Here is a 25398-nt window from a genome sequence, read left to right as displayed (position 1 = left end):
CATTGCCCCCTAAAGGGGAAACGGCTCACTACATTTTGCGCGTCGCTAGCGCTCCTTCATCCACTGCTGTCACTGACTCACTGGATTTTCAGGTCTCTGATGCTCCCTTACAAATCCAGTTCGCATAGTGCAAAATGTGTTCGCTGTGCACCGAAGGGCAATCCACAACCCTCGGCCCTATGGGCCGTCAAACTTAAAAACCCTCCGGCTCCTGGCCGGTCCATCTTAAGAACCTTTCTCTGCACAACCCTTTTTCACAACCCTTCTACACAACCCGTCGCCGACAGGCGGCCACAACCTTCGGGGCGCAGCCCCGTCAACCCTCACGCCGCAGGCGTGTCCGTGGGCGAAGCCGCCAGCACCTTCCCGCCCCGTTTTCCCCGCGAAAAAAAACTGTGAAAAAATGCAGATCATTTCTTCACAGTCTTTTTTATCAGTTGGTCTTGGTGCCGTCGCCCTCAGAAGGTTTGGCGCCGCCTTTCCCGGTAATCCGGTCAAGGAGTTTGTTTCCGGCGTTTTTATTGTCTTTCACGGACTTATCGTCTTTCTTCTTGTCCTCGTCCTTCTTCTTGGTTTCTGCCGCCTTGGCCGCCTGGGCTGCTCTTGCCCTTTCGTTTTCGGCTCTCACCGATTCAGGGATATCAAAGCTCTTGGTCTTGTAGGCAGAGAGGGCCTGTTTCATGAAGTCTCTCCAGATGGCTGCCGGAACGGTGCCGCCGGTGTAGCCTGCGTTGCTGGAGGTATCGTCACCAATCCATACGGCTGTCACCAGTTCAGGGGTATAGCCTACGAACCAGGCATCGTGTTCGTCATCGGTGGTACCGGTCTTGCCGGCTGCGGTGCGGCCGATGTAGGCGTTGCCGCCGGTGCCACGGGAGACCACTTCTTCCAGAATGCTGGTCAAACGGTAGACTGCATTTTCACTGACCACCTGCTTGCCTTCCGGTTTTCCGGAATGGTCTTCCAGTACATTGCCGTTTCTATCTACCACTTTCATGATGGCCGTAGGTTCGATGAGTTTGCCGCCATTGGCAAAGACGCTGTAGGCCTTGGCCATGTCGTATACGGAAACGCCGTTGGTGAGGCCGCCGATGGAGGCTGCCAGGTTGTCATCGTTTCTCTTTCCGTCCTTCACCAGGGTGGAAATACCGCAGGCTTCCGCAGTGTCAAGAATTTTCTTCATGCCCACTTTGTTGGCCAGGTCAATGGTAGGAATGTTCATGGAGTGAACCAGGGCTTCTTCCAGTGTCACTGATCCGCCGGAGGTGCCGCCGTAGTTCTTCGGGGTCCATCCGCCGCCGTAGGTCTTCTTTTCGTTGCTTACGGTATCATAGGGGCTGAATTTATTTTCAAAGGCTGTGAGGTAGACGAAAGGTTTGAATGCAGATCCCGGCTGACGGACCATCTGGGTGGCGCGGTTGAAGTGGTCTTCGCCCCGGCCGCCTACCATGGCTTTGATGTGGCCTGTGCCGGTTTCAATGGTCATGAGGGCGCCCTGGGGCTGGGTCAGTCCCTTGGCATCCTTATTTCCGGCAGGAAGGTCTGCCTTCAGCACCTTTTCGGCTTCTTTCTGCATATCCAGGTCCAGTGTGGTGTACACCTGGAGTCCTTCTTTATAAATGGCATCAGAATCGTACTTGTCGCTGATGGTCTGGATCACGTAGCTGATGAAATAGGAAGCGGTGCTGTTTGTGCCTTTGGCAGCCTGGGGCTTAGCCAGGTGCAGGTCTGCTTTCTTGGCAGCCTGGGCATCGGCTTCGGAAATATAGCCATACTTGGCCATCTGGTCCAGTACGATGCCCTGGCGGTACTTGGCCGCTTCCAGACTCCGGAAGGGAGAGTAGTAGTTCGGGCTGTTGGGAAGTCCGGCCAGCATAGCGCACTGAGGCAGTGTCAGGTCTTTCACGTCTTTTCCGAAATAGACGCGGGAAGCAGTCTGGATGCCGTAGCAGCCCTGGCCGAAGTAAATCTGGTTCATGTACATTTCCAGAATCTGTTTCTTGGTGTACTTGTTTTCAATCTGCAGTGCCAGTACCACTTCCAGCAGTTTTCTTTTCAGTGTCTGTTCCTGGGTAAGGAAGGCATTTCTGGCCAGCTGCTGGGTAATGGTGGAGCCGCCCTGTCCTGTGGCGTTGCGGCTGAGCACGTTGTTCCAGACGGCGCGGAGGATGCCCCGGGGATCAATGCCGTGGTGTTCATAGAATCTCACGTCTTCCGCTGCCACAAAGGCATTCTGCAGGTTCTGGGGAACCTCGGTAATAGGCACAGGAATGCGGTTTTCCTCGGCATGCACCGTGGTAATGAGCCGTCCTTTATCATCGTAAATGCGGGATGATGCATTGGGCTGGATATTGGCCGTCACATCGGGCAGATGCTTGGAAACAGACACGAAAAAGCCCGCCGCCGCTCCAGCGCCGGCAATCATCACGATAACCACAAGAAATACGAAAATCCTCTTCAGAAAGGACGATTTCCTGGGCGGTCTCTCGCGTCGTATATCGGAATTCTTCATATAATACGCTCCTATATATAAATCACTTCACCGCCCTGCTCTCCGCCAGAGAGACAGAAGCAGGCATATAGTCGCTTATATTATACCACAAGGTGAAAAGAGAAAGAACATGGCGGCTTCGCCTTTGGACACGCCTTCGGTGTGAGGGTTCAAATGGACAAGCCCTATCGGGCTTGAGGGTTCAGAGGGTTCAGAGGGTTCAGAAAAAAGGTTCTTAAGATTGACCGGCCTGTTGGGCCGGAAGGTTCTTAAGTTTGACGGCCTTTCAGGCCGAGGGTTGTGGTATCGCCCTTTTGGGCGATGAGTACGAAGTCAGCGTTACGGGATTGGCTGTCTGTGTCATATGTGACACAATATCCAGTGCCACCTATTTTCTCGTTTCCCCTTGAGGTGGCAAAGGAACTGGATTTGTAAGAGAGCGAAGCGACCTGAAAATCCAGTGACATGCTTCCCACCGGGGCGAAGTCCCGCGAAGCGGAAAAGGGTGTACGGGGCAGAGCGCCGATTTGACACCCCATCGCTATCCTGACCGCCAATCGGCGGCCTGTGTCATTTTTGTTTCTTACCCTTGGACACACCTTCGGTGTGAGAGTTGACGGGGCTTCGCCCCGAAGGTTCTTAAGGTTCTTAAGTTTGACGCAGCCTACGGCTGCGAGGGTTGTGGTGGCGCCCTACGGGCGCAGATTATAAGAAAAGGGGCGCGGCGTTAAGCCTTCATTCTTTTCCAAGAGCCAGTTTCATAAATTCTCCGCGCAGGGCGCTGTCGGTTTTGAAGGCGCCGGAGGAGGCAATGGTTCTTGTCCGGGTACCGGGTTTCTTAATGCCCCGGGCGGTCATACAGGAGTGTTCTCCTTCGATGTAGACGATCACATCGGGAGAGTCGGTGACCATTTCCATGACGTCCCGGATATCGGTGCCGATGCGTTCCTGGATCTGGAACCGCTTGGATACGGCGTCGGCAATGCGGGCGATTTTGGAGAGGCCGATGACTCTTCCATGGGGAATGTAGCCCACGGCGGCTTTCATGTTGTACATGAGGGCAATGTGATGTTCGCAGTGAGAGAAGATGGGAATGTCTTTCACCACCACCATATCATTTTCCGGGGTGGCAAAGGTTTTTTCAAATTCTCTGGCAATGTCTTCATTGGAAACAGCGGTATAGGCAAACTGCTCTGCCATCATGTCTGCAAAGCGCTTCGGCGTTTCCCTGAGGCCTTCCCTGTCCGGGTCATCGCCTACGGCTTCAATAATCAGCCGGGCGGCCTGTTCCAGTTTTTTTAAATCCATATCAAACACCTCTCCTGTCCGGGTCCCAGATGATTTTATGAAGCTGCACCTGGACCCGTACATCCTGCAGCTGATGATTTCTTACATAGTCTACCAGCTTATCCGGCTGGATTCTTCCCCATACGGGGCTTACAAAAAACTGGGGATGACGGGCCGCTGTGAAATGGTGCTCCACCACGTCCTTCATTTCATCCAGATCTTCTTTTGAGCTCACCACGAACTTCAGTACATCGCCGCCGTTGAGGAGCTTGAAATTATCGAGGTTCATATGAGATTTCATGCCGCTGCCGCTGCATTTGAAATCCATGGTGTAGAAAACCCCTTCCGGCCGCTCCCGCCACAAAGGCACAGCGCCGTTGGTTTCTATATTGATGTCGTATCCTTCCTGTCCCAGCGTCCGGCACAGGTGGTGCAGGGGATGGAGCATGGGTTCCCCGCCGGTGATGGTGAGGCGCTTCCAGGGATAGCCATGAATGCGGCGGATCACTTCTTCTTCCGTGAGGGCCTCTGCCGTGTCCTCCAGGGTGAGGGAATAGGCGGTATCGCAGTAATTGCAGCGGAGATTGCAGCCTGCCAGGCGGAGAAATACAGCCATGAATCCGGTGCGCTTTCCTTCTCCGTCAATGCTGTCAAAAATCTCGGTGATATGGAAAAGGCCGTCATCATAGGCATAGTTACTTTTCATAGGTGGCTACATTCCCTTCCGTTTCCTGCACGGACACCCGGATACAATAGGGAATATGGTCGCAGATCCACTTGGCCATGTTCTCGGCAGTGGGGTTCAGATCTCCCAGCACATCATTAATCAGGTGATGGTCAAACTGATTTACGATTTCCTTAATCTTGCTGAAATCCACCACCATGCCATTCTTGTCCAGGGTATCATTCTGCACGGTCACTGTAATGATCCAGTTGTGACCGTGGAGATTGGTGCATTTGCTTTCATAGTCCAGGTGCAGAAAATGGGCACCGGACACTTCCATTCTTTTCGTTACTGTAAACATAGTATTCCTTTCATAAGAGGATTATAAAATATAAGTTAAAAGGATAAAAAAGGGGCGCGGCTTCGCCACAGGTTATGTAGAAGGGTTGTGCAAAAAGGTTCTTAAGATTGACCGGCCCTGGGGCCGGAGGGTTCTTAAGTTTGACAGCCCCTGCGGGGCTGAGGGTTGTGGTGGCGCCCCTGGACACACCTTCGGTGTGAGGGTTCATAGGGTTCAGAAGGTTCAGAAGGTTCAAAGGGTTCAGAGGGGAAGGTTGACGGGGCTTCGCCCCGAGGGTTATGGCCGCCTGACGGCGGCAGGTTGTGTTCGCTGACGCTCAGGGGGGCAACAGCGCCTGCGGCGCTGAAGGTGGCGGATTGCCGCTCTGCGGCAATGCTTATAAAGTCAGCGTTACGAGATTTACTTTTCTGTATCATAGGGCATGAAAACAATTCTGCTGATTGGCTCGCTGCGCTCGCCACCCCCTATCCGGGCTGCGCCGGACTTCCCCCTGTTCAGGGGGCAGAATAAAACACCGCGAAACACTCTCTTCATAAATGGCTCTACAGTAAGCGCGGGTTATAGTGCCCCCGCTTGCGGGGGTGGCAAAGGAACTGGATTCATAGGGGAGCTCTGCGACCCGCGAATCCAGTGACATGCTTCCCACCGGGCAAGGTGGTGGCGCCAGCCACCAAAGGGGGGATTGCATTTCCTCGCCTGTCAGGGCGGTTGTATGGTTTTCCTGCCGCCACAGGCGGCATTTCAAACTCCCCTCTGAACCAGCCCGCTCTGTGGGCCGAACCCATCGTTCGGTGCGCAGCACACGAACGATAGAACCGGGGCGCCGAAAGGCGCCTGACCCCTCTTGCTTTCGGGAATACTGTCAACCGTCCGGTTGACAGCTAATTCAATGCCGGGTCCTTCACTCCGTTGGCGGCGAAGGCAGCGGCCCGGTCGATACAGGTACCGCAGGTGCCGCAGGGTTTGTCTCCCCCTTCATAGCAGCTCCAGGTCAGTTCGTAGGGCGTCTTCAGTTTCAGTCCTGTGGCTACCACGCCAGCCTTATTCATTTTCGCAAAGGGAAATACCAGGTGCACTTTGCCGTAGGTGCCAATGCGGATGGCTTCTCCCATATGCTGCAGGAAGGGTTCGCTGCAGTCTGCATAGGCATCGCCGGCTGCATCATCGGCATGGGCGCCGATGTAAATGTCCACATCTTCCTCTTCAAAGAGAGATGCCGCCAGGGATGCGGCGGTGGAAAGCATGAGACCGTTGCGGAAAGGCACATAGGTGGACACCTTTCCCTCCCCGTTTTCCGCAATCTGCCGGGCATAGCTCTCGTGGACGATTTCCTCGGTGGAGTTTGCCAGAAGGGAACAGTTGGAATACTGGAAAATCTGGGACAAATCAAACTCATAATGCTTCAGATGATAATACTGTGCCACCTTGCGGGCTGCCAGAATTTCCTTCTTATGCTTCTGCCCATAAAAAATAGAAGCAGTCACAACGTTTTCTGCTCCCAGTCTGTCAACAGCCAGAGAAACGCAGGTGGTGGAATCTACGCCTCCGCTGGATAATATAATCGCTTTTTTCATCTTTCCTCCTGTTTTTTAGAGTTGGTTAACAGATGACAACTGAGAAATATAGATATGGTGTATTATAGCACTCTTTGGGCCTTGATTGCAAAGTAAAAGATTCTGACGCGCCTCTGGCGCGAGGGTTCAAAGGGTTCAAAAGGAAAGGTTCTTAGGATTGACCGGCCCCATGGGCCGGAGGGTTCTTAAGTTTGACGGCCCCTCGGGCCGAGGGTTGTGGATTGCCCTACGGTGCACAGCGAACACATTTTGTACTATGCGAACTGGATTTGTAAGGGAGCATCAGCGACCCGAAAATCCAGTGAGTCAGTGACAGCAGAGGATGAAGGAGCGCTAGCGACGCGCAAAATGTAGTGAGTCGTTTCCCCTTTAGGGGGCGATGAGTATGAAGTCAGCGTTACGGGATAACCTTGCTGTATCATATGGCATGATAAGCATTCTGCTGATTGGCTCGCTACGCTCGCCTCCCCCTATCCGGCTTCGCCGGACTTCCCCCTGTTCAGGGGGCAGAATAAAACACCGCGAAACACTCTCTTCATAAATGGCTCTACAGTAAGCACGGGTTATAGTGCCCCTGTGGAGGTCCTGCATAGGACCTCCAAGTGGGGCGAAATAAGGCGCCTAGCCTGCCCATTAAGGCGCTTTCTTTTTGCCGCCCCACCGAACTGCGGGGGTGGCAAAGGAACTGGATTCATAGGGGAGCCCCGCGACCCGCGAATCCAGTGACATGCTTCCCACCGGGCAAGGTGGTGGCGCCAGCCGCCAAAGGGGGAATGCATTTCCTCGCCCGCAGGGCGGTTGTAAAGGTTTTATCATAAGAGGGCGCCTTCTATAAATTTAGAGGCGCCACCACAACCCTCGCGCCGAAGGCGCGTCAAACCTAAGAACCTTCGGGGTGATAGCCCCGTCAAACTTTAGAACCCTCAAGAAAATCCTCAAGCCCGTCAGGGCTTGTCCATAAGGCCGACAGCCGGTAGCTGTCTTTATTCCCCGCTCTCCTGTCATGTTCTGAAAAAGGTTTCCGCTGCCTTTTTGAGATAAGCTGCCGGTTCTTTCATGGCTTTTTCTATTTCTTCTCCCCACGCCGCTCCATGGACAGCCAGGGCGCCCTGCTGCCGCAGGATTTCCCAGCCCTTTCCCAGAGAGCCGGAAAGCACAGCGCAGGGCACTGAGCAGCGGGCGCAGTGTTTCACAATGGTGCCTGTCATTTTCCCCTCGCCGCTTTGGGCATCGCTCCGTCCTTCCCCGGTCACCACCAGATCCGCCTTTTGTATTTTTTCATCAAAGCCGGAGAGTGCGAGAAGCTCCTCTGCACCGGAAACCATGGAGGCTCCCAGAAAAAGGGAGAGCGCCGCCCCCAGTCCTCCGGCAGCGCCGCTTCCGGGGATGTCATCGGGATTTCGGCCAAAGGTTTTCTTAAGAAGCTCCCGATAATGCACCATGCCCCGTTCCAGTTCCTCTGCCATAACTTCATCCGCCCCTTTCTGGGGAGAAAAGGCAAGGGCGGCGCCCCGAACTCCGCAAAGGGGATTTTTCACATCGCTCAGCACCACCAGGTCCGTTTCCTTTAACAGAGGATGACAGGAAGAAAAGTCTATCCTGTCCACCCGGGAAAGGGAATCACCCCTTCCGGGCAGTTCCTTTCCCTCCTTATCCAGGAAACGGAACCCCAGCGCTTCCATGGCGCCCATGCCGCCGTCGCAGGTGGCCGAACCGCCGATACCCAGGAAGATTTTGCGGGCGCCGTCTTCCATGGCCCGTGCTATCATCTCTCCGGTACCCATGGTGGATGTGAGGAGGGGATTCCTTTTTTCCTTTGGAACCAGCATGAGCCCCGAAGCCTCTGCCATTTCCATAATAGCCCGGTTTCCGGAAAGCCGTCCGTAGGAAGCCTGCACCGGTTCTCCCAAAGGACCGGTGACTGTGAAAACTGCCTTTTCCCCTGCGGTGCAGTGAAGCACCGCTTCCACCGTCCCTTCGCCGCCGTCTGCCATGGGAAGTACTTCTATGGAGGAGCCGGGAAAAACAGACAGGGCCCCTTCTTTGATGACATTCCCCGCTTCCAGAGAAGAAAGGGTGCCTTTGAAGGAATCGGCGGCGATGATGATATGCATAATGGCTCCTTTCGTAATAAGGCCGCTTCGCGGCCCGGGTTCAGAAGGTTCAAAGGGGTAGGTTGACGGGGCTTCGCCCCGAGGGTTGCGGAAAAAGGTTCTTAGGATTGACCGGCCCCATGGACCGGAGGGTTCTTAAGTTTGACGGCCCCTCGGGCCGAGGGTTGTGGTATCGCCCTCTCGGGCGATGAGTATGAAGTCAGCGTTACGGGATTTACTTTCAGTGCCATATGGCATGATAAGCATTCTGGTCATTGGCTTGCTGCGCTCGTCACCAAAGAAGGAAACGCATTCTCTCGGGCGAAGCCCGGTTTGCTTGTTTTTTCTCGGGCGAAAGCCCGGTTGTAAAGGTTTTATCATAAGAGGGCGCCTTTTATAAATTTAGAGGCGCCACCACAACCCTCGCGCCGAAGGCGCGTCAAACCTAAGAACCCTCGGGGCGATAGCCCCGTCAAACTTTAGAACCCTCAAGCCCCATAGGGGCTTGTCCATAAGGCGTGTCAACCTTCGGGAATACAGCCCAGCGCCACACTAACAGCCGACAGCCGACAGCCCGCTATCTCACTCATCCACCGGATGAATGCCGTGGATTTCCTTTACCACTCTGTGCAGGCGGCAGGAACCGTAGGCCGAGAGGACCTGAAGGAAGGCGTCCCTTTTTTCTTCGCTCTGGAAATGGGCATCAATGAAGACCGTGCCTGTTTCTGTTTCGTAGCAGTGCAGAATATGGAATTCCGTGGTGTGGACGAAGCGGTAGAAGTCGGCGACCCGGTCCTCTTCCAGCCGGAGGGTGAAGAGGCCGTGGACGGTGTAGCCGAACACGGGGCAGTTCACATTCACCGTATACCGTTCCACCACGCCCAGATCCTGGAGCCGCTCCAGCCGGTTTTTGGCAGCCTGGCCGGTCATAAATACCTTTTTCCCCAGTTCCGTCATGGAAATGCGGCTGTTTTTCTTCAGCTCCTTAATAATTTTTCTGTCCGTATCATCCAGTTCTTTCGGAATCATGGATTCTTCCCCCTTCTTTTTTCCCTTATTATATCATTGCAGGAAAAGAAGCGGGCCGGCGCTCCAGAAATGGATCGACACCACCCGGGAAGTGCTCGGCATTTCCCCTGTTTCCCGTCCCCTTCCCCCTCCGCCCATGCATGAGTAAAAATTCCATCAAACTCCTGTAAATTTCTGTTGGCAGGAGAGGGGAAAATGGTATAAAATATAAATGACCGAGTTTTGAGAAGTCTGTAATGCAGGAAAGGGGGGAAATGATGACATATTTCTATCCCGCCATATTTAAACATGATGCTGAAAAGAAAATTTTTACCGCTGTATTTCCGGATCTGCCGGGCTGCCAGGCCCAGGGCCGTTCCATGGACGAAGCAGCGAAAAAGGCCAGAGATGCCATGGCTGCCTCTCTTCTGGAAATGGAAGAAAAGGAAATTTCCATTCCCCTGCCTTCCGATGAACGACTTCTCCAGCACCGTCTGAGACATGCCAAAGTGTGCGTCATGCTGGTAGATATGAATTCCTACCGTGCCTTCAGGGCTTATAAAGTGAAACATGCAGAATCCAAATCCGCTGAATGGGCTGCCTCTGCCAGGAAAAGCAGAAAAAGCAGTTTCCTTTCCCGGGTATTTGGGCTGAGATAATATAAAGAGCGATGAAAGGGTCTCCTTTCACCGCTCTTTTTTTGAAGGCCCGCCCGGTCATAAAAAACCACAGGCTTCCCCGAGGAAACCTGTGGTTTTTGCATGCATTGGAAAATCTTTACAGCGCCCTCATAATGGTGCCGCCGCCAATTAAGCGGTCATCATCATAGAACACCACAGACTGCCCTGTGGTAATGGCCCGCTGGGGCTCATCAAACTTCACCACTGCCCGGCCGTTCCTTTCCAGCGTCACCGTGCAGTCATGGACTTTGATGCCATAGCGGATCTTCGCCTGGCAGCGGAATTCTTCCGCCGGCGCTTCGCCATCGGTAAAATGAAGCTCATCAGCCAGAAGGCGGGTGCGGAAGAGGTCGTCATTGTCCCCTACCACCACCTGGTTCTTGTCGGGGCGAAGGGCCGTCACGTACAGAGGCGTCCGGGCCGCAATTCCCAGACCCTTCCGCTGCCCTATGGTGTAATAGGGAATGCCCCGGTGCTGTCCCAGGACACGGCCTTTTTTGTCCACAATATTTCCAGGCCGGAAAGCTTCGGGCGCATGGTTTTTCAAAAATTCCACATAAGAACTCTCACTGGTGAGGAAGCAGATATCCTGGGACTCCGCCTTATTATAGGTAGGAAGTCCCTTTTCTTTGGAAATCCGGCGGGTATCTTTCTTATATGTACGGCCCAGAGGGAAAATGATATGAGCCAGCTGATCCTGGGTGAGATGGTACATCATGTAAGACTGGTCTTTCCCCAGGTCGATGCCCTTGTGCACTTCATACTTCTGCCGCTCCGGATTGTAAAGAATGCGGGCATAATGGCCGGTAGCAAAATAAGGCGCATCAAAGGCCCTGCGCACTTCGTCATAAAAAAGGCCAAACTTCACCTTGAAATCGCACATCATGCAGGGGTTCGGTGTCATGCCCCGGGCATAGGCATCAATGAAATAGGAAAGCACGAACTTCTGATACGCCTCCCGCACATCCACCACCTTGAAAGGGATGCCGATGAACTCAGCCATGCTGCGGGCTCCTTCGATTTCCTCATCCTGCCCGTCAAACTGGTACATGGTGGCGCCATACACATCATAGCCCTGGTCCAGAAGGAGCCGGGCCGTCAGGGTGCTGTCCACGCCGCCGGACATGGCCACCACGACTTTTTTCTTTTCTGTCATTTTGAAATCCTTTCTCGGGAAGCCCCAGGCTTCCCATAAACCATCATTCCGGGAAAACCCGAAAAAATCGCATCGGAGTGAAAGTCCGAAGGATACTTTAACATTATATCATTACGGTGCAAGGGGCCGCGCCTTCGGCGTGAGAGTTCATAGGGTTCAGAAAAAAGGTTCTTAAGTTTGACGGCCTTTCAGGCCGTCAAACTTAAGAACCCTCGGGGCGATAGCCCCGTCAAACTTTAGAACCCTCAAGCCCCATAGGGCGCCAGGGCGGTTGTATGGTTTTCGCCGCCAAAGGCGGTATAAAAAATGGTGCTGAAGGCACCGTACCTCGCCAGCGGGCACGGTCAGCCAACCAATAGGTAAGCCTTTTAATGGGCAGGCTAAGGGCCTACTTTGGCTGACTTGGAGGTCCTATGCAGGACCTCCACAATACTATATAACTCCCGAGGGCGAGAGCCCTCAAACCGCCTGTAAGGCGAAGCCGATCACAGGCAGAACCCTGGCAGCCCAGGGCCGAAAGGCCCGGCGGCTGGCTCAACCCTCACGCCCGTAAGGGCGTGTCAACCTTCGGGAATACTGGAAAGCACCACCCTTTGAGCCCTTTGAACCCTTTGAACCCGGGGCGGCTGCGCCGCCCCTATTTCTTCATGTCCCACAAATACTGATTATATTTTTGCTGGTAAAATTCGGCTTCCTTCTTTTTACGCCAGTTGTCCCGGTCCTCACAGATAGCAAGCATTTCGTCAGCAATATCTTCCGCACTCCGGGGCTCACTGTGGGAGAGCCAGCCGATCATGCGGGTCATGGCCTTTTCGCTGCCCAAGCTGTCTGCTGCCAGAGCACCCAGTTCGCCGGGATATCCCTTTTCTTCCACCAGTTTTATGATTTGATTTCTCAGTCTTTCCAGTTCTTCTGTCATCATCAATCCTCAACGAAAACATACACCAGGGTCATTACGATAAAAAATCCGAGGAAAAGGAGGAACAGGGGGTATTTCTTTTCCTTCTCCTCCTTCACCTCCGGAATTCGTCCAAGAGCAGCAGGCACGCTCTGCCAGGAAAGCCCCCGGCTCGAAGACGCTTCGGCCGGCCTTCGTCCTTCTTTCATGTCCTTCCTGTCTTTATCCGCCCTTTCCTGGAACTCCGGCCATGGCGTGAAGAGGGGAAAGAGGGCCTCCCCCAGGGCCCGGCTGTCATCTTTTCTCCCTTTGTCCCAGAGGGTAATCATTTCTTTCCTTACTCTTTGGAAGGCAGTCTCCAGAGGCCAGCAGCCGCTTCTGATAGAGAGGGGCAGCGCCAGGTCCTTCATGGCTTTCAGAGTATCCCCTGCCAGAAGGAGTCCCTGGGGAAAATGGCGGTCCGTCAGGCAAAGGGCATAGTCCAGATTTCTTTCCAGCTCCTCCCTCTCTTTCCGGCTCATTTCCTCATAATCCATCACAAAGAGCCGCCAGGGGAAAGTGTCCTTTTCTTTTCCCAAATCCCCCAGAAGGCAGGCCCAGTCAGACAGTTTCCTCTCCTTTACCATCCGGTGCACCGCTTCCAGGAGCTCACCGGGGAGCTCCCGTTTCCACATTTCCACATGGGATCCATTACGCAGCACCGGCAGATGGGCCTTTCGGCGACCTGCATTCAAAAGGGCAGTCACCTCCACCGGGTAGATGTGATCGTAATTGGCGCAGATTTCCTGCAGGAAAAGGCGGGGGCTGTCACATCCATAAAACAGGCCGTTCATGGCCAGCACCACCCGGGATAAAGGGGACAAGGACAGGAAATCGGAGGACGAAAGTGTCTTTGCTGCTGTGACTTTTTCCACCAGCCCCCATGCTTCCTCCCGTGAGAGCTCGGGCAGCCAGAAAAATTCGGCGCCGCTTCGCTTCACGCTTTTCTGCAGGACATAGGCGGCATCCAAAAGGCGGTCTCTTTCCGCTTTCTCCGAAGCGGCATGCAGTTTGTCCCAGAGCGCCTCTTCCAAGCGGTCTCCGCTGTCTGTGGTATGTACCCCCAGCAGGTAGAAAGGATTGTCTTTGAAAAACAAGGGGAACTCCTTCGTGAAATCAGTAGAATCATATGATATGTTTATTATAATACAGGATTTGCAGGGTGCGAAAGAGTGCAGTGCCCTTTGGGCGTGAGGGAAAGGCTCTCGGCCTTTGGACACACCTTCGGTGTGAGGGTTGACGGGGCTGCGCCCCGAGGGTTGTGGCCGCCTTGTCGGCGGCGTGTTGTGTTCGCTTCGCTCAGGGGGCAGGGAGAAAGGTTCTTAGGATTGACCGGCCTGATGGCCGGAGGGTTCTTAAGTTTGACGGCCTTTCAGGCCGAGGGTTGTGGTGGCGGCTTCGCCGCAGTTTTATAGTGCCGCCTTTCAGGCGTCCTCCTTCCACCGCTTCGCGGTCCCTCTCCCGCCCCGCTGGAAAGGTATTGGCGCCAGCCACCAAAAGGGGGAATGCATTTCCTCGCCCGCCAGGGCGGTTGTAAAGGTTTTATCATAAGAGGGCGCCTTCTATAAATTTAGAGGCGCCACCACAACCCTCGCGCCGGAGGCGCGTCAAACCTAAGAACCCTCGGGGCGATAGCCCCGTCAAACTTTAGAACCCTCAAGCCCCAAAGGGGACAGCCGATGGCAGCCATAGGCTCCACCAGAATGCCAGAACTCTCGAACACCATTTCAAAGGAGGTTTTACCATGAATTTCAAGGAATTATCCATTCAATGCCGTACTTACCGTCGTTTCAGCCAGAAACCGGTGGATCCTGCCATTTTGCAGGAGCTCATGGAGAACGTTCGCATTGTGTCCAGCGCCATGAACGGCCAGGTCCTGCGCTATGTACTGGTGAAGGATCCAGCCCTGGTGAAGAAGCTGCAGCCCGCCATCCACTGGGCCGCCGCCCTCCCGAAGGAGCTGGGGACTCCGAAAGAGGGGGAACAGCCCACTGCCTTTATCCTGGTTTGTAAGGAAGGAAGAGGCAATCCCTGGGATGATATCGACGCCGGTATAGCGGTAAGAAATATCGCCCTGAACGCCTGCGCCTACGGTATCGGCTCCGCTATTTTAGGGGCTGTGGAATGGAACAGGGTAAAGGATATCCTTTCGGTGCCGGAAAACTGGAACCCCCGCCTCCTCATGGCCCTGGGCTATCCGTCCTGTGAAAGCCATATTGTGGATGTGCCGGAAAGCGGAAGCATTAAGTATTTCCTGGACGAAAATAAGAATTACTGCGTCCCCAAGAGGGCTCTCAAGGATATCTGCCTTGTAAAATAGGATGGGGCCGCAGAGCGGCCCGGGTTCAGAAAGTTCAAAAGGTTCTGCCCGCTTTCAGCGGGCGGGTTCAGAAGGTGGTGGTATCGCCCTGTCGGGCGATGAGTTTGTGATTCCACTTCGTGAAATGAAAACCACACAACCGGGCAACCGCCGATGGGCGGCATTTATATTGGCGCTGACAGGCGCCATACCTCGCCAGCGGCAGCGATACTACATAACTTCCTTTGAACCAGCCCGCTCTGTGGGCGGAACCGGGGGGCCTCCAGGGGCAAAGCCCCGGCGAGGCCTTGAACCCGGGCGCCGAAGGCGCTTGAACCCTCTCGCTGTCGAGAGTACTGTATGTCAGACGTCTGATATCTGTCTTCTGTCTTCTATCTTCTGCCAGTCCGATGTTGACAGGGCACCGTTTCCTGTTTATAATATGACTTGTAGTCAATTTTATAGGAGGAACTGTATATGAATAAAAAGTGGATTGCCTTTTTAACAGCCGGCGTCATCGCCTTTTCCTGCATGACAGCCCAGGCGGAGGAACCGGCCAGAAGAAGCATTACCGTCACTGGGACCAGTGAAGTCACTGCCAAAAGCGACATGGCCACAGTCAACGTTTCCGTAGAAACTTCCTCTCTCAACGTGAAGGCAGCGGTTCGTGAAAATGCCAATGCCATGACATCGGTCAAAAATGCAGTCATTGCTGCCGGCGCCGATGCATCAAAGATTGAGACCCAGAATTATAATGTCTATCCCCAGCAGACCTATGACAGCAAGGGAAATGCGAAAACGAAGGAATACCGCTGCACCAATACCATGAAAATCGTGGTAAACCAGCTTTCCAAAACGGGAAACGTCATGGACGCCGCTGTGGAAGCGGGGGCCAACCGCATTGATTCCGTAGATTTCTCCGTAAGCCATCCTGAGGTGTACAAGGATGAAGCCCTGCGGAAAGCCACGGAAGATGCTTACCGCAAGGCAAAAATCATCGCTGCTGCCCTGGGCAGAAATGTGGTCAATGTCATTTCCGCCAGCGATGATCATGTGAACGTAGTTCCCTACCGCATGATGAATGTGAAGCTGGCTGCTGCCAGAGCAGAAAACGACGCCACCACCCCCATCGATCCCGGTGAATCGAAAATGCAGGGACAGGTAACTGTGGTATTTGAAATCGACTGACCCATCAAAAAAGCGCTCCCGAAAGGGAACGCTTTTTTATTGGGAAAATCGGCTGTCCGCTGATAGATGACAGACGACAGAGGTCTCACTGTCCCGCCAGCCCACCAGCTCACTAGCCCACTAGCCCACTAGCCCACTAGTCCACTAGTCCACCAGCCCGCCAGAACACTAGAGCTTCGCCTCTCCCATATCAATGGCAATGAAGCCGCTGGCGTAGGGACCGATTTCATAGGGCTCAAACACAAGATACACATGGTTATCTTTCCCTATATAAAATAAATCCGGCAGTTTTCTCACCTCATGACGGGCAAAGAGGTGGATATTTCTTTCCCCGCACTGGATATCAATCTGTCGGTTCACTTCTTCCACCGTCAGATTTCCCATGGTCTTCTTCAAATCCTTCAGTGTGACCCGGTGCCCCAGTCTGTCGAAATTCATGGCCACGGCACGGCTCATGGGATGGGCCGCCCGGTCGGGATAGGAGGATTCCACCAGAAGGAAGCTGGTAACGGGGCTGTCCTTTCTGTCCATGGCGGACTGCCAGGTCACCCAGCCCGAGGTTTTCCAGATTTCATTTCTTTTTTCAATGGTTCTAGTGAAACAATCCGTTTCCACTTCCACTGCCGCATTGATGCGGGCCCGCTTCAGCAGGTTTTCATCTTTGGAAACGGGTATGTTCACATTCATGGTGCCCTCCTGCCAGCCCTTCGTGGAAAAGGCGGGGTTGGTGGGAAGCGGAGGCGCAAGGCCGGGCCCCAGGGTCCATTCAGCTTCTGCACTTCCTGCGGAAAGCGCCAGAAAAAGGGAGAGGGCCAGGGCGGCAGTTTTCCATTTCATAGAGATTCCTCCTTTTCATGAAATCAAGTTTTGAAAGTTCTATACCTTCCCGATGGGAACGGAAAAGACCCCTTCACGGAAGGGTGTCAGGTCATCCTGCTGGTAAAGGGCGTAGACCACCCGGTTCTTTCCTACGTAAAAATTGGTGGGAAGCTCCGTTACCTCATGGTTGGGAAGGAGGGTAATGCCCTTCTTCTTCGCCGTCAGTTCAATGCAGGCATTCACGTCGGCCACCGTCAGGCGGGGCAGCACCTGGGGCAGGTCGAAAAGATCGCCGGCGCCGTTGAAATTGAGTCCTTTGGCAAAGGTTTTCCCGTGCTCGTCGCCGGCTGACAGCTTCTGCTCCACCAGCACGATGCTGGTTATGCCTTCATTATTGCTGATGAAATTGCCTATGAGCCCTTCGTGCCAGATCATCCACCCTTCCGTCGGTTTTACCTGATTATCCGCTGCCAGCTCCTCGGTGAACCGGTCCTTTTCCCGGGCAATGGCCGCATTCACGCGCCCTGCAAAATCGGCATTGTTCAAATGGGTCACCAGGTAGGGGCTGCGGAGGGTCATGGATCCCTGATGGAAATCGTCGGTACGGAAGGCACCGGATTTTTCAGATACCTTTGACGCCAGCCCCGGCCACAGGGAGGCTTCTGCCACCTCACCGGACAGGGAAATCAAAAGCGCTGCCAGCATGGCGGCTCCCAGTTTTTTATATGTCATGGTTCATACCTTCCCTTCTCTTTTCTCTATTATACCTGAAAAAGAGCCGCTCGGCGGCTTTTTTTATAGGGTTGACGGGGCTGCGCCCCGAGGGTTGTGGCCGCCTGACGGCCGGAGGGTTCTTAAGTTTGACGGCCCTTCGGGCCGAGGGTTGTGGTGGCGGCTTCGCCTTTGGACACACCTTTGGTGTGAGGGTTCATAGAGTTCAAAAGGTTCAGAAGGTTCAGAAGGTTCAGAAGGTTCAAAGGGTGGTGGTATCGCCCTTACGGGCGATGAGTATGAAGTTAGCGTTACGGGATTCACCTTTCTGTGTCATATGGCATGATAGGCATTCTGGTGATTAGCCGCTACGCGGCTCCCCCTTATCCGGCTGCGCCGGACTTTCCCCCATCCGGGGGACAGAATAAAACACCGCGATACACTCTCTTCATAAGCAGCTCACAGCATAACGGAGCTTTATAGTCCCCTGTGGAGGTCCTGCATAGGACCTCCAAGTGGGGCGAAGTAAGGCGCCTAGCCTGCCCATTAAGGCGCTTTCCTTTTGCCGCCCCACCGAACTGCGGGGGTGGCAAAGGAACTGGATTCATAGGGGAGCTGTAGGCGACCCGCGAATCAAGTGACACGCTTCCCACCGGGCAAGGTGGTGGCGCCAGCCACCAAAGGGGGAATGCATTTCCGACGCCCGCAGGGCGGTTGTATGGTTTTTCCTCGGGCGAAAGCCCGGTTGTTAGGTTTTATCATAAGAGGGCGCCTTCTATAAACGTAAGGCGCCCACCATAACCCTCGCGCCGGAGGCGCGTCAAACCTAAGAACCCTCGGGGCGATAGCCCCGTCAAACTTTAGAACCCTCAAGCCCCAAAGGGGCTTGTCCATAAGGCGTGTCAACCTTCGGGAATACTGGAAAGCACCGCTCAGATCCCGATCTCGACCGCGCCACAGGCTCCTTACATGTCCACCATGCTGTACTTTCCGTCCTTCATTTTCATGAGGATTAGGTCCACCACTGGATCTCTCTTGTCGTCGAAGCTGAAGGTGCCGCAGACGCCTTTGAAGTCCTTCATCCGGGCCAGGGCGTCTCTGATTTTCTTGTGGTCTGTGGTACTTCCAGCCCGTTTCATGGCGTCCACTGCCATGTACACGCCATCGTAGGCGCTGGCGGCGAACTGGTCCGGTGCGTGGCCGTATTTCTTTGTGTAGGCGTCCATAAAGTTCTGTACTTTGGCATCCTTTCTTTCTGCCGACCACATGGAGGATACGTATACATTGTCAGCGGCGCTGCCGGCCATGCGGCCCAGTTCCGGGGAGACGAAGCCATTGTCTCCCAGTACAGGCTGGTTCATGCCCATTTCCCTCATTTTCTGCAGAATGCGGGAGCCTTCCTGGTAGTAGCTGCATACCACGATGACGTCGGGGTTCTTTGTCTGGATATTAGTGAGCTGGGCTGAAAATTCGCTGTCCTTGCTGCCGAAGGTTTCCACGTCCACCACTTCTACTCCTTCTTCTTCCATGGTCTTTTTGAAATATTTCTGGGCGGTTACATGCTGTTCGTTGTCATGGGCATACATGATGGCCGCCTTCTGATAGCCCAGCAGTTGATGGGTTTTCTTCACGGTCTGGGGAATGTTCTTTGATTCCGGTACGGAGTTTCTGAAAATGCAGTCTCCCATGTCTGTAATATTTTCAGCGGTGACGGAAATTTCCAGGGACGGCACTTTGGCATTCTGGATAATGGGACCGGCTGCCTTGGCTTCATTGGAGGTCATGGGGCCGATGAGGATGGACGCTTTATCCTGGATCTGCTTCTTGGTGGCGTTCATGGCTTCTGCCGGCACGGCTTTGGTATCATCTACCATGAGGTCGATAGGGAAATCCCCTTTCCCGTTGATTTCTTCCACTGCCAGCCTTACGCCTTCTTCTTCCGATTTCCCGTAGGCTGCAGCACCGCCGGTGAGGGCGGCGGTGAAACCGATTTTCGCTGCATTTTTGGCGCCGGAGGATACATTGTTTCCTGCTTTCCCTCCGCAGCCTGCCAGCCCTGCCATCATCACCACTGCCATGGAGCAGATGCCTGCCATTTTCATTGCCTTCTTGAAATTCTTCATTTGATTTCCTCCTGTTCTTCTTTCCTGCTCCATCAAAAAAGCCCCTGATGGAACGAATCATTCCACCAGGGGCGGGGAAACCGCGGTACCACCCTGATTTATCTCTTCATAGAAAGTACGGATGATGATACAAAAAGCCCCTGTCCCGTTTTGGGACAGGGGCATAGCTGCGGTACCACCCTGCATTGTACTTTCTTTTCTGTCCGTAACGGGGACTGCCGCCTTCACTACTTTCTTCGCTCCGGTGCTCATGGGAGAGTTCGCCTTATGCTCCATACCGGCTTGCACCATCCGCCGGCTCTCTGCCATGGCCTTCATCAGACTTTTTCCCAATCATCGCTGTTTTGCGGGGAAGCGCTGATTAAATCATTGTCTGCTTTTATTCTTGATTTTTTATGCAATGCAAGGAATGGGACGACGAGAATAGCCAGCTATTTAAGGAGTCCCATGACGAAGCAGTGCATAAAAATTCTTATAAAAGCAGACTCTATGAATGAATCAGTGCTTCCCTGAGTTGAGATAGATATTACAGGATTTCCCTGATTCTGTCAATCCCCATTTCACTTCATTCTTTTTCTGTATAAAAAACGCCTTTTATGATTTCAGGGAATATCAGGAGTCCCGCCTGCCTGCTTTCAGCCGCTTCAGGATTTCCACGCCGATTTCCTGGTTCAAATAGGCATAGCAGTAGGCGTTCAGGATAAACACCAGGCCCAGCATCACCATGCCGGAGGTGGTAAATGCCGCCTTTCCGGGATCCGGGTCCAGATGGAAGAGGAATGACAGGGGCTTCCAGATCCACTGGATCATGGAAACAAAGCGGTCAATGGCGCTGGTCAGGGCGTCTGCAATGCCCAGAATGTAAATGGACACGGCAATCTTATAGGACATTTCCACTACATAGGCCAGGGCTGTGAGATGGAGGGTTTTGGCAAAGGACAGTTTATGCCTGAATCCATATCCCATGGCCATGCCCAGGGCAGCGGCGTAGAAGGCGGTGGTAAAGCCAATTTCCGGTCCCCCGATGATATTGACCAGAAAGATTTCCGCCAGGCTGGTGCCCAGGCCCCACTTCATGCCGTGAAAGCTGCAGATGACGGCAATGGGCACGGCCGACGTGAGCATGGTAATAAAAACAAAGAAGGGCGCCACCAGTTTCAGCAGTACCAGCAGTGCCGCAATGGCTGGCGCTGCCGCCGCTTCCGTCAGATATTTTGTCTTTTGTACCGAAGAGTTCACTGTTTCTTATCCTTTCCAAAGGAAGCAGCCAGGGCCTCCTTTTCCTTCTTTGTCTTCTGTTTCATGTGCCACTCCAGGGACCGGGCTTCATGTTCTGTGAAAAAAGTGCGGTACCACACCAGGGTCACCGGCAGGCGGCTTCTGGTGTAGCGGCTCCCTTTTCCACTGTTGTGGGTTTCGATGCGCTTTTCCAGACTGTCCACCGTATACCCGGTATAGAGGGACCCGTCAGCGCAGCGCACCATGTAGGTAAAATATTTCCGCTCTTCAGAACCACTCATTGATCCAGTTCTTTTCTGCCGGCAGCAGGCTTGCGGCCAGGGAAAGCACCTGGTCCTTCTCTTCTTCATCTGCCGTAAGCCAGCTGATTTTTTCCAGTCTGTCCAGTTCTGGAAGGTCTGCGGCCCCCATGAAAAGCTCTGCCAGACTGCCTGCACCGATGCAGAAGGAGGGCTCCGGAATGTCTTCTCCCAGACGGACGCCGGAAATATCTTCAATGTGGCATTTCAAGCTGTAGAAAACATCTTCCTTCAGCGCACTGATTTTCCCGCCTTCCGCCCGAAGCACATAAATCCCGTTATTTTCCGGCAGGAAGGAATCCACCAGCTGGAATGCCACGGTGCCATGGATATGGTCATTGCAGGGCAGTCCGTCAAAAGCGGTGACCGGATCGGTGAGGCGGGCAAGCATGTAGGGGAAAGAGCGGTTCCGGATATAGGTATGTTCCGCCCCGTCTTCCCAGTACCGGAAAGACCGGTCGTCCAGCGGTTCATACCAGATGCATTCATCCACGGATCCCCGATGGCCTGCCATAAAGGCATAGAGTCCCTGCCTTCCTTTTTCACTGGCAAAAGCCATTTCCGTCACAATCAGGCGCCGGTCTGCCAGGCTGTAGAACATATAGCCGGCAGGCCCTTTTTCATCATAAACCAGGGCGATGAATCCGTCTAAAAGCTGTCCATGGATATGGGATTTCCAGGACTTTTCATCCCGAAGGGTAAAGCCGTTTCTGCCTCTGGTATAGGCATCATACACCCGGGCCAGTTCCTGCCAGCCTTCCCCATCCGTCAGCACCCGGCAGGAAACCGGTTTCTTTCCCAGCGGCGCCAGATGCTCCGGCGATGATTTTCTCTCCCACTGGTGCACGAAAAAGCCAAACCCCATGGGCAGGTAATAGGAAGCAGCCGAAGGCATAAGGGTCACAAAGGGCTTGCCTTCCCGGGCAGCCAGATGGAAGGCGCTGCGAAGAAGGGATGACGCATACCCCTGCCCCCGGGCAGCGGGATGGGTAGCTACGCCCACAATGTAATCCGTATCAAACCGGCGGCCTCTCACAGACATGGTGTAAGGCCGGCGGTGAAGGTCACAGGCAGCCTGCCCGTTTTCCTCTCCTACCAGCACCGTTTCCGGTGTATACAGGTCTTTGAAATACCACTGGAAGAAAGGATCCGTCGGTTTTTCAAAGCAGTAGGCCCAGAGGGCCTTCACGTCTTCTGTATCGGAAGCAGACGCTTTTCTGATTTTCATGGGTACCTCCTTGGGGCCAGAAAACGGCCCTGCGCCCTTGGGGCGCAAAGTTTCTAAAATTTGACGGGGCTTCGCCCCGAAGATTCTTAAGGCGCTGAGCCTTTGAAGGCGGAAGGGTATGGTATGTCCCTTTGGACGATACCTTTTCTATGCTGAATGCCCCCTTCCCCGGTGCACATCCTGCATACGGATGCGCAAGTCAGCCAAAGCTGGCGCCTGGCCTGCCCATTAAAGCGCTTTCCTTTGATTTGGCTGACCCTGTTCGCGGTCCCCTTCACCCATAAACGGGGCAGGGGATAGGAAGCGCGGTCCATGACAAAGGGCTCCCCGGAGCCTTCTTATTTCTTCAGCACCACATCAAATTTTTCTGTCAGATGATCCGGATTATACCCCATCTTTGCTTCCCGAAGGCCGGGAATGCCCAGATCTTCTTCTCTGTTTACAAACTCCGTGTCCGCAAATTCATGAATCAGGAAATCCCGGTTAATGGCCTGATAGAGACCGCGGATGTTGGGATTGGCCTTTTCAAAAATAATATGAGCCATTTTGTCATTCACCAGATCGCCATTGGTGAAAGCCTCCACCTTGCCGTAAATGCGGATAATGGCGCCTTTCACGCCCAGGGCATCCCAGTTGTCAAAGCACAGCTTCATGGCTTCCTCTTCCTCTTCAATGTCTCCATGACGGAGGAACCATTCATGAATACCCTCTTTGGCATCTTCCATATTATCCTTTGTAATGGATTCATACTGATAATCGGAATACTGGCGAAGGAAGGAGTTCAGGTGATTTTTCTTCATGCGCAGTTTCTTGCCGGGAAGCGAAATCATGTCGGCTGTGCGGTACACATATTCTTCATTATCCCGGTCTTCAATGAAATCATATTTTCCGGGGCAGAGCCTTTCAATCTGCTCCATCACCCAGCGGGACGCAGATTTCAGACGGAACTCCATGCCCGCCTTGTCCAGTTCTTCATGAATCAGGTCAAGGCCGTGAACGAAATCTTCTTCCTTATGGGCAAAGGGCGGCAGGAAAAACATGTCCTTTCCACTGCCGGCGCGGATGAAAAGAATATCATCCTGCACCGCCCACTTCGTCTGGTGAGCCTCCTGCCACAGGAAAAGGGTATTAAAAGTGCAGTCAATCTGCTCATAATGATGAACCTTGAAAAAGCCGTCAATCAGCGGCTTATCTTCTATGCGAAATGACTTGAATTCTATGATGTCCATCTCCTTATGAATGGAAAAAGCTTCTAAAATATATTTAAATTTTTGAATACTATACCATTGTACCACAGCAAGGCAAGGGAGAAAAAGAGGGGCGCGGCTGGCGCCGCAGGTTGTGTAGAAGGGTTGAGGAAAAGGGTTCTTAAGATGGACCGGCCTGCGGCCGGAGGGTTCTTAAGTTTGACGGCCTTTCAGGCCGAGGGTTGTGGTATCGCCCTCTCGGTGCACAGCGAACACATTTTGAAGGAGCGCTAGCGACGCGCAAAATGTAGTGAGTCGTTTCCCCTTTAGGGGGCGATGAGTTTTATAATGCCGCCTTTCGGGGTAGTGTAAAATATTTTGTGTAAATGAATCTTGCTCAAAATATTTTCATACCTCATACTTAAGGGGAGCCTCATACTTAAGGGGAGAAAGAGGAAAAGGAGTTACTACCATGGCAAAGCGTACCCCTACCCCTGGCGAAAAAATCGCGCAGGAAATCTACGAAACCTACAAACCGACCACTGTCGAAGAGATGCAGTCCGCCTTAAAGAGTGTCTTTGGACCATTGTTTGAAGCAGCTCTTAAGGGTGAATTGGATAACCATTTAGGCTATCCCAAGAACGGCAGCACCCCTGAGGATTCCCAGAATACGAGAAATGGGTATTCCAGGAAGAACCTGAAGACCTCCATGGGAACGGTACCCATCCAAGTCCCTCGTGATCGGGAAGGTACTTTTGAACCCCAGTTAATCCAAAAATACCAGCGTGATGTTTCCTCTATCGAAGGGAAAGTCCTTGCCATGTATGGCCGTGGAATGAGCCAGAGAGACATCTCTTCGACCATTGAAGAAATCTACGGTTTCTCCATCTCCCATGAACAGATTGCCCATATTACGGACCGGATCCTGGACGAAGTATATGCGTGGCAGAATCGTCTACTGCTTCCTTTTTATACCTTTCTCTTCATCGACTGTCTGTATGTTCCCATGAAGACTGACAGAGCCCTGAAACAAAAGGCTGTCTACGTCATCCTTGGGTATGACATCAATGGTGAGAAGGATATCCTTGGTATCTGGATCAACGAAACGGAAGGTAAGCATACCTGGATGCAGATTTTCGATGAAATCAAGAACCGGGGAGTACAGGACATTGGTTTCATCTCCATGGATGGTGTCAGCGGCCTTGAAGAAGGCGCTGCTGCCATCTTCCCTGGCACAGTGGTGCAACGCTGCATTGTCCATCTGATCCGTAATTCCATGCGGTATATTCCCTGGAACAAATCCAGAGAGTTCTTGAAAGAACTGAAAGAAATCTACAAGGCTACCAATGTAGCAGAAGCTCGCAGATTGTTTGAAAAGTTCAAGGGAAAATGGGCAGCCTATCCTGGGGCTATAGCGGTCTGGGAAAACAACTTCCAGCACGTGGAACAGCTGTTTAACTACGGCTCTAATGTACGGAGAGTCATGTACACTACTAATGCCATAGAAAGCATCAATTCCAGTTTCAGAAAGGTAACCCGTAAGGGCTCTTTTGCCAATGACGAGGCCATCCTGAAGCTTCTCTACCTCCGTGTCCTTGAGCTCAAGAACACCAAATGGAAGGGCAAAGGAAAGGTCTTTAACTGGCAGGCTGTTATGAACCAATTATTGATTGACGAACGTATGAGCAAACTAATCGCTAAATACGATTGGTTAATCTAAAAACACAAAATTCTTGACATCCCCCCTTTCGGCGGTCACGTCCACAGCGAGTATCATAATCATTCTTACCCTCGTACATCCCTTCGTCACTTCGTGGCCCTCTTCCCCTAAAGGGGACGCAAGAACGTTACGGGATTTACTTTCAGTGTCATATAGCGTGAAAACAATTCTGCTGATTGGCTCGCTGCGCTCGCCTCCCCCTATCCGGCTTCGCCGGACTTTCCACCTAAAGGTGAAACGACTCACTATGATTTGTGCGTCGCTGGCGCTCCTTCAAATCATGTTCGCTGTGCATCCACGGGAAAGCGTGTCACACGATTCTCAGGTCGCTTTG

General features: G+C 53.2%; 21 protein-coding genes and 1 other annotated feature. Of the genes, 4 read left to right on the top strand and 17 right to left on the bottom strand.

The genetic code is table 11. The features are described 5' to 3' along the window. Window positions 1-433: 433 nt before the first annotated feature. The 7 genes from HMPREF9453_RS06430 to HMPREF9453_RS06395 all read right to left on the bottom strand — a co-directional run bounded on the left by HMPREF9453_RS06430 (window position 434) and on the right by HMPREF9453_RS06395 (window position 9499). On the bottom strand, window positions 434-2512 hold the full coding sequence (locus HMPREF9453_RS06430; RefSeq protein WP_008859750.1) for a transglycosylase domain-containing protein: 2079 nt from the start codon (window positions 2510-2512) through the stop codon (window positions 434-436). Window positions 2513-3226: 714 nt separating this feature from the next. Continuing rightward, entirely contained in the window at window positions 3227-3799 is a 573-nt protein-coding gene (gene folE, locus HMPREF9453_RS06425) for a GTP cyclohydrolase I (RefSeq protein ID WP_008859748.1), read from the bottom strand. 1 nt (window position 3800) lies between these two features. Then, window positions 3801-4484, bottom strand: coding sequence for a putative 7-carboxy-7-deazaguanine synthase QueE (queE, locus tag HMPREF9453_RS06420; RefSeq protein WP_008859747.1), 684 nt, complete (start codon window positions 4482-4484; stop codon window positions 3801-3803). Further along, a complete protein-coding gene (gene queD / locus HMPREF9453_RS06415; protein ID WP_008859746.1) occupies window positions 4474-4803 on the bottom strand; it encodes a 6-carboxytetrahydropterin synthase QueD in 330 nt (109 codons plus the stop codon). The genes queE and queD overlap by 11 nt, the downstream gene beginning before the upstream one ends. A gap of 881 nt (window positions 4804-5684) precedes the next feature. Next, on the bottom strand, window positions 5685-6377 hold the full coding sequence (locus tag HMPREF9453_RS06410; protein WP_008859745.1) for a 7-cyano-7-deazaguanine synthase: 693 nt from the start codon (window positions 6375-6377) through the stop codon (window positions 5685-5687). 1001 nt (window positions 6378-7378) lie between these two features. Further along, entirely contained in the window at window positions 7379-8491 is a 1113-nt protein-coding gene (locus HMPREF9453_RS06405; protein ID WP_008859743.1) for a glycerate kinase family protein, read from the bottom strand. 561 nt (window positions 8492-9052) lie between these two features. Beyond that, window positions 9053-9499, bottom strand: coding sequence for an Lrp/AsnC family transcriptional regulator (locus HMPREF9453_RS06395; protein ID WP_008859742.1), 447 nt, complete (start codon window positions 9497-9499; stop codon window positions 9053-9055). Window positions 9500-9753: 254 nt separating this feature from the next. Between HMPREF9453_RS06395 and HMPREF9453_RS06390 the strand changes: the two genes are divergently transcribed. After that, the gene (locus HMPREF9453_RS06390) at window positions 9754-10137 is read left to right on the top strand and encodes a type II toxin-antitoxin system HicB family antitoxin (RefSeq protein WP_187368058.1); all 384 of its coding nucleotides are present in this window, start codon (window positions 9754-9756) and stop codon (window positions 10135-10137) included. Between the two features lie 118 nt (window positions 10138-10255). Here the strand turns inward: HMPREF9453_RS06390 and mnmA are convergent, their stop codons facing one another. The 3 genes from mnmA to HMPREF9453_RS06375 all read right to left on the bottom strand — a co-directional run bounded on the left by mnmA (window position 10256) and on the right by HMPREF9453_RS06375 (window position 13348). Beyond that, complete coding sequence (gene mnmA / locus HMPREF9453_RS06385; RefSeq protein ID WP_008859740.1) at window positions 10256-11314, bottom strand: tRNA 2-thiouridine(34) synthase MnmA; 1059 nt, start codon at window positions 11312-11314, stop codon at window positions 10256-10258. Window positions 11315-11951: 637 nt separating this feature from the next. Next, a complete protein-coding gene (locus tag HMPREF9453_RS06380; protein ID WP_198004146.1) occupies window positions 11952-12236 on the bottom strand; it encodes a hypothetical protein in 285 nt (94 codons plus the stop codon). After that, a complete protein-coding gene (locus HMPREF9453_RS06375) occupies window positions 12236-13348 on the bottom strand; it encodes a hypothetical protein (RefSeq protein ID WP_008859738.1) in 1113 nt (370 codons plus the stop codon). Before HMPREF9453_RS06375 ends, HMPREF9453_RS06380 begins: the two co-directional genes overlap by 1 nt. A 647-nt stretch (window positions 13349-13995) precedes the next feature. On the opposite strand from HMPREF9453_RS06375, the gene HMPREF9453_RS06370 reads away from it, so the two are divergent. Together HMPREF9453_RS06370 and HMPREF9453_RS06365 are read left to right on the top strand one after the other, a co-directional pair. Then, a complete protein-coding gene (locus HMPREF9453_RS06370) occupies window positions 13996-14571 on the top strand; it encodes a nitroreductase family protein (protein ID WP_008859737.1) in 576 nt (191 codons plus the stop codon). 456 nt (window positions 14572-15027) lie between these two features. Then, window positions 15028-15738 carry an SIMPL domain-containing protein gene (locus tag HMPREF9453_RS06365; protein WP_008859735.1) on the top strand — a complete coding sequence of 237 codons (711 nt, stop codon included), beginning with the start codon at window positions 15028-15030 and terminating at the stop codon, window positions 15736-15738. 168 nt (window positions 15739-15906) lie between these two features. Here HMPREF9453_RS06365 and HMPREF9453_RS06360 read toward each other — a convergent pair whose 3' ends face one another. The 7 genes from HMPREF9453_RS06360 to HMPREF9453_RS06320 all read right to left on the bottom strand — a co-directional run bounded on the left by HMPREF9453_RS06360 (window position 15907) and on the right by HMPREF9453_RS06320 (window position 23386). Beyond that, window positions 15907-16575 (bottom strand): RsiV family protein, encoded by a 669-nt coding sequence (locus tag HMPREF9453_RS06360; protein ID WP_008859734.1) that lies wholly within the window; start codon window positions 16573-16575, stop codon window positions 15907-15909. 39 nt (window positions 16576-16614) lie between these two features. Then, window positions 16615-17289: a hypothetical protein gene (locus HMPREF9453_RS06355; protein WP_040380108.1), complete on the bottom strand. Its 675-nt coding sequence runs from the start codon at window positions 17287-17289 to the stop codon at window positions 16615-16617. A 944-nt stretch (window positions 17290-18233) separates the two neighbouring features. Next, complete coding sequence (locus HMPREF9453_RS06350; protein WP_008859732.1) at window positions 18234-19391, bottom strand: ABC transporter substrate-binding protein; 1158 nt, start codon at window positions 19389-19391, stop codon at window positions 18234-18236. Between the two features lie 64 nt (window positions 19392-19455). Continuing rightward, window positions 19456-19737: a binding site (T-box leader), on the bottom strand. A gap of 266 nt (window positions 19738-20003) precedes the next feature. Beyond that, window positions 20004-20630 carry a DUF2232 domain-containing protein gene (locus HMPREF9453_RS06340; RefSeq protein ID WP_008859730.1) on the bottom strand — a complete coding sequence of 209 codons (627 nt, stop codon included), beginning with the start codon at window positions 20628-20630 and terminating at the stop codon, window positions 20004-20006. Further along, on the bottom strand, window positions 20627-20911 hold the full coding sequence (locus tag HMPREF9453_RS06335; protein WP_008859729.1) for a GIY-YIG nuclease family protein: 285 nt from the start codon (window positions 20909-20911) through the stop codon (window positions 20627-20629). Before HMPREF9453_RS06335 ends, HMPREF9453_RS06340 begins: the two co-directional genes overlap by 4 nt. Then, a complete protein-coding gene (locus HMPREF9453_RS06330) occupies window positions 20898-22157 on the bottom strand; it encodes a GNAT family N-acetyltransferase (protein WP_008859728.1) in 1260 nt (419 codons plus the stop codon). The genes HMPREF9453_RS06335 and HMPREF9453_RS06330 overlap by 14 nt, the downstream gene beginning before the upstream one ends. A gap of 338 nt (window positions 22158-22495) precedes the next feature. Continuing rightward, on the bottom strand, window positions 22496-23386 hold the full coding sequence (locus HMPREF9453_RS06320) for a DUF2156 domain-containing protein (protein ID WP_008859726.1): 891 nt from the start codon (window positions 23384-23386) through the stop codon (window positions 22496-22498). 430 nt (window positions 23387-23816) lie between these two features. Between HMPREF9453_RS06320 and HMPREF9453_RS06310 the strand changes: the two genes are divergently transcribed. Then, window positions 23817-25064: an IS256 family transposase gene (locus tag HMPREF9453_RS06310; protein WP_008859725.1), complete on the top strand. Its 1248-nt coding sequence runs from the start codon at window positions 23817-23819 to the stop codon at window positions 25062-25064. Window positions 25065-25398: the final 334 nt, after the last annotated feature.

The sequence above is a fragment of the Dialister succinatiphilus YIT 11850 genome (assembly GCF_000242435.1).
GTDB lineage: Bacteria > Bacillota > Negativicutes > Veillonellales > Dialisteraceae > Dialister > Dialister succinatiphilus.
This window is presented reverse-complemented; position numbering and strand designations above follow the sequence as displayed.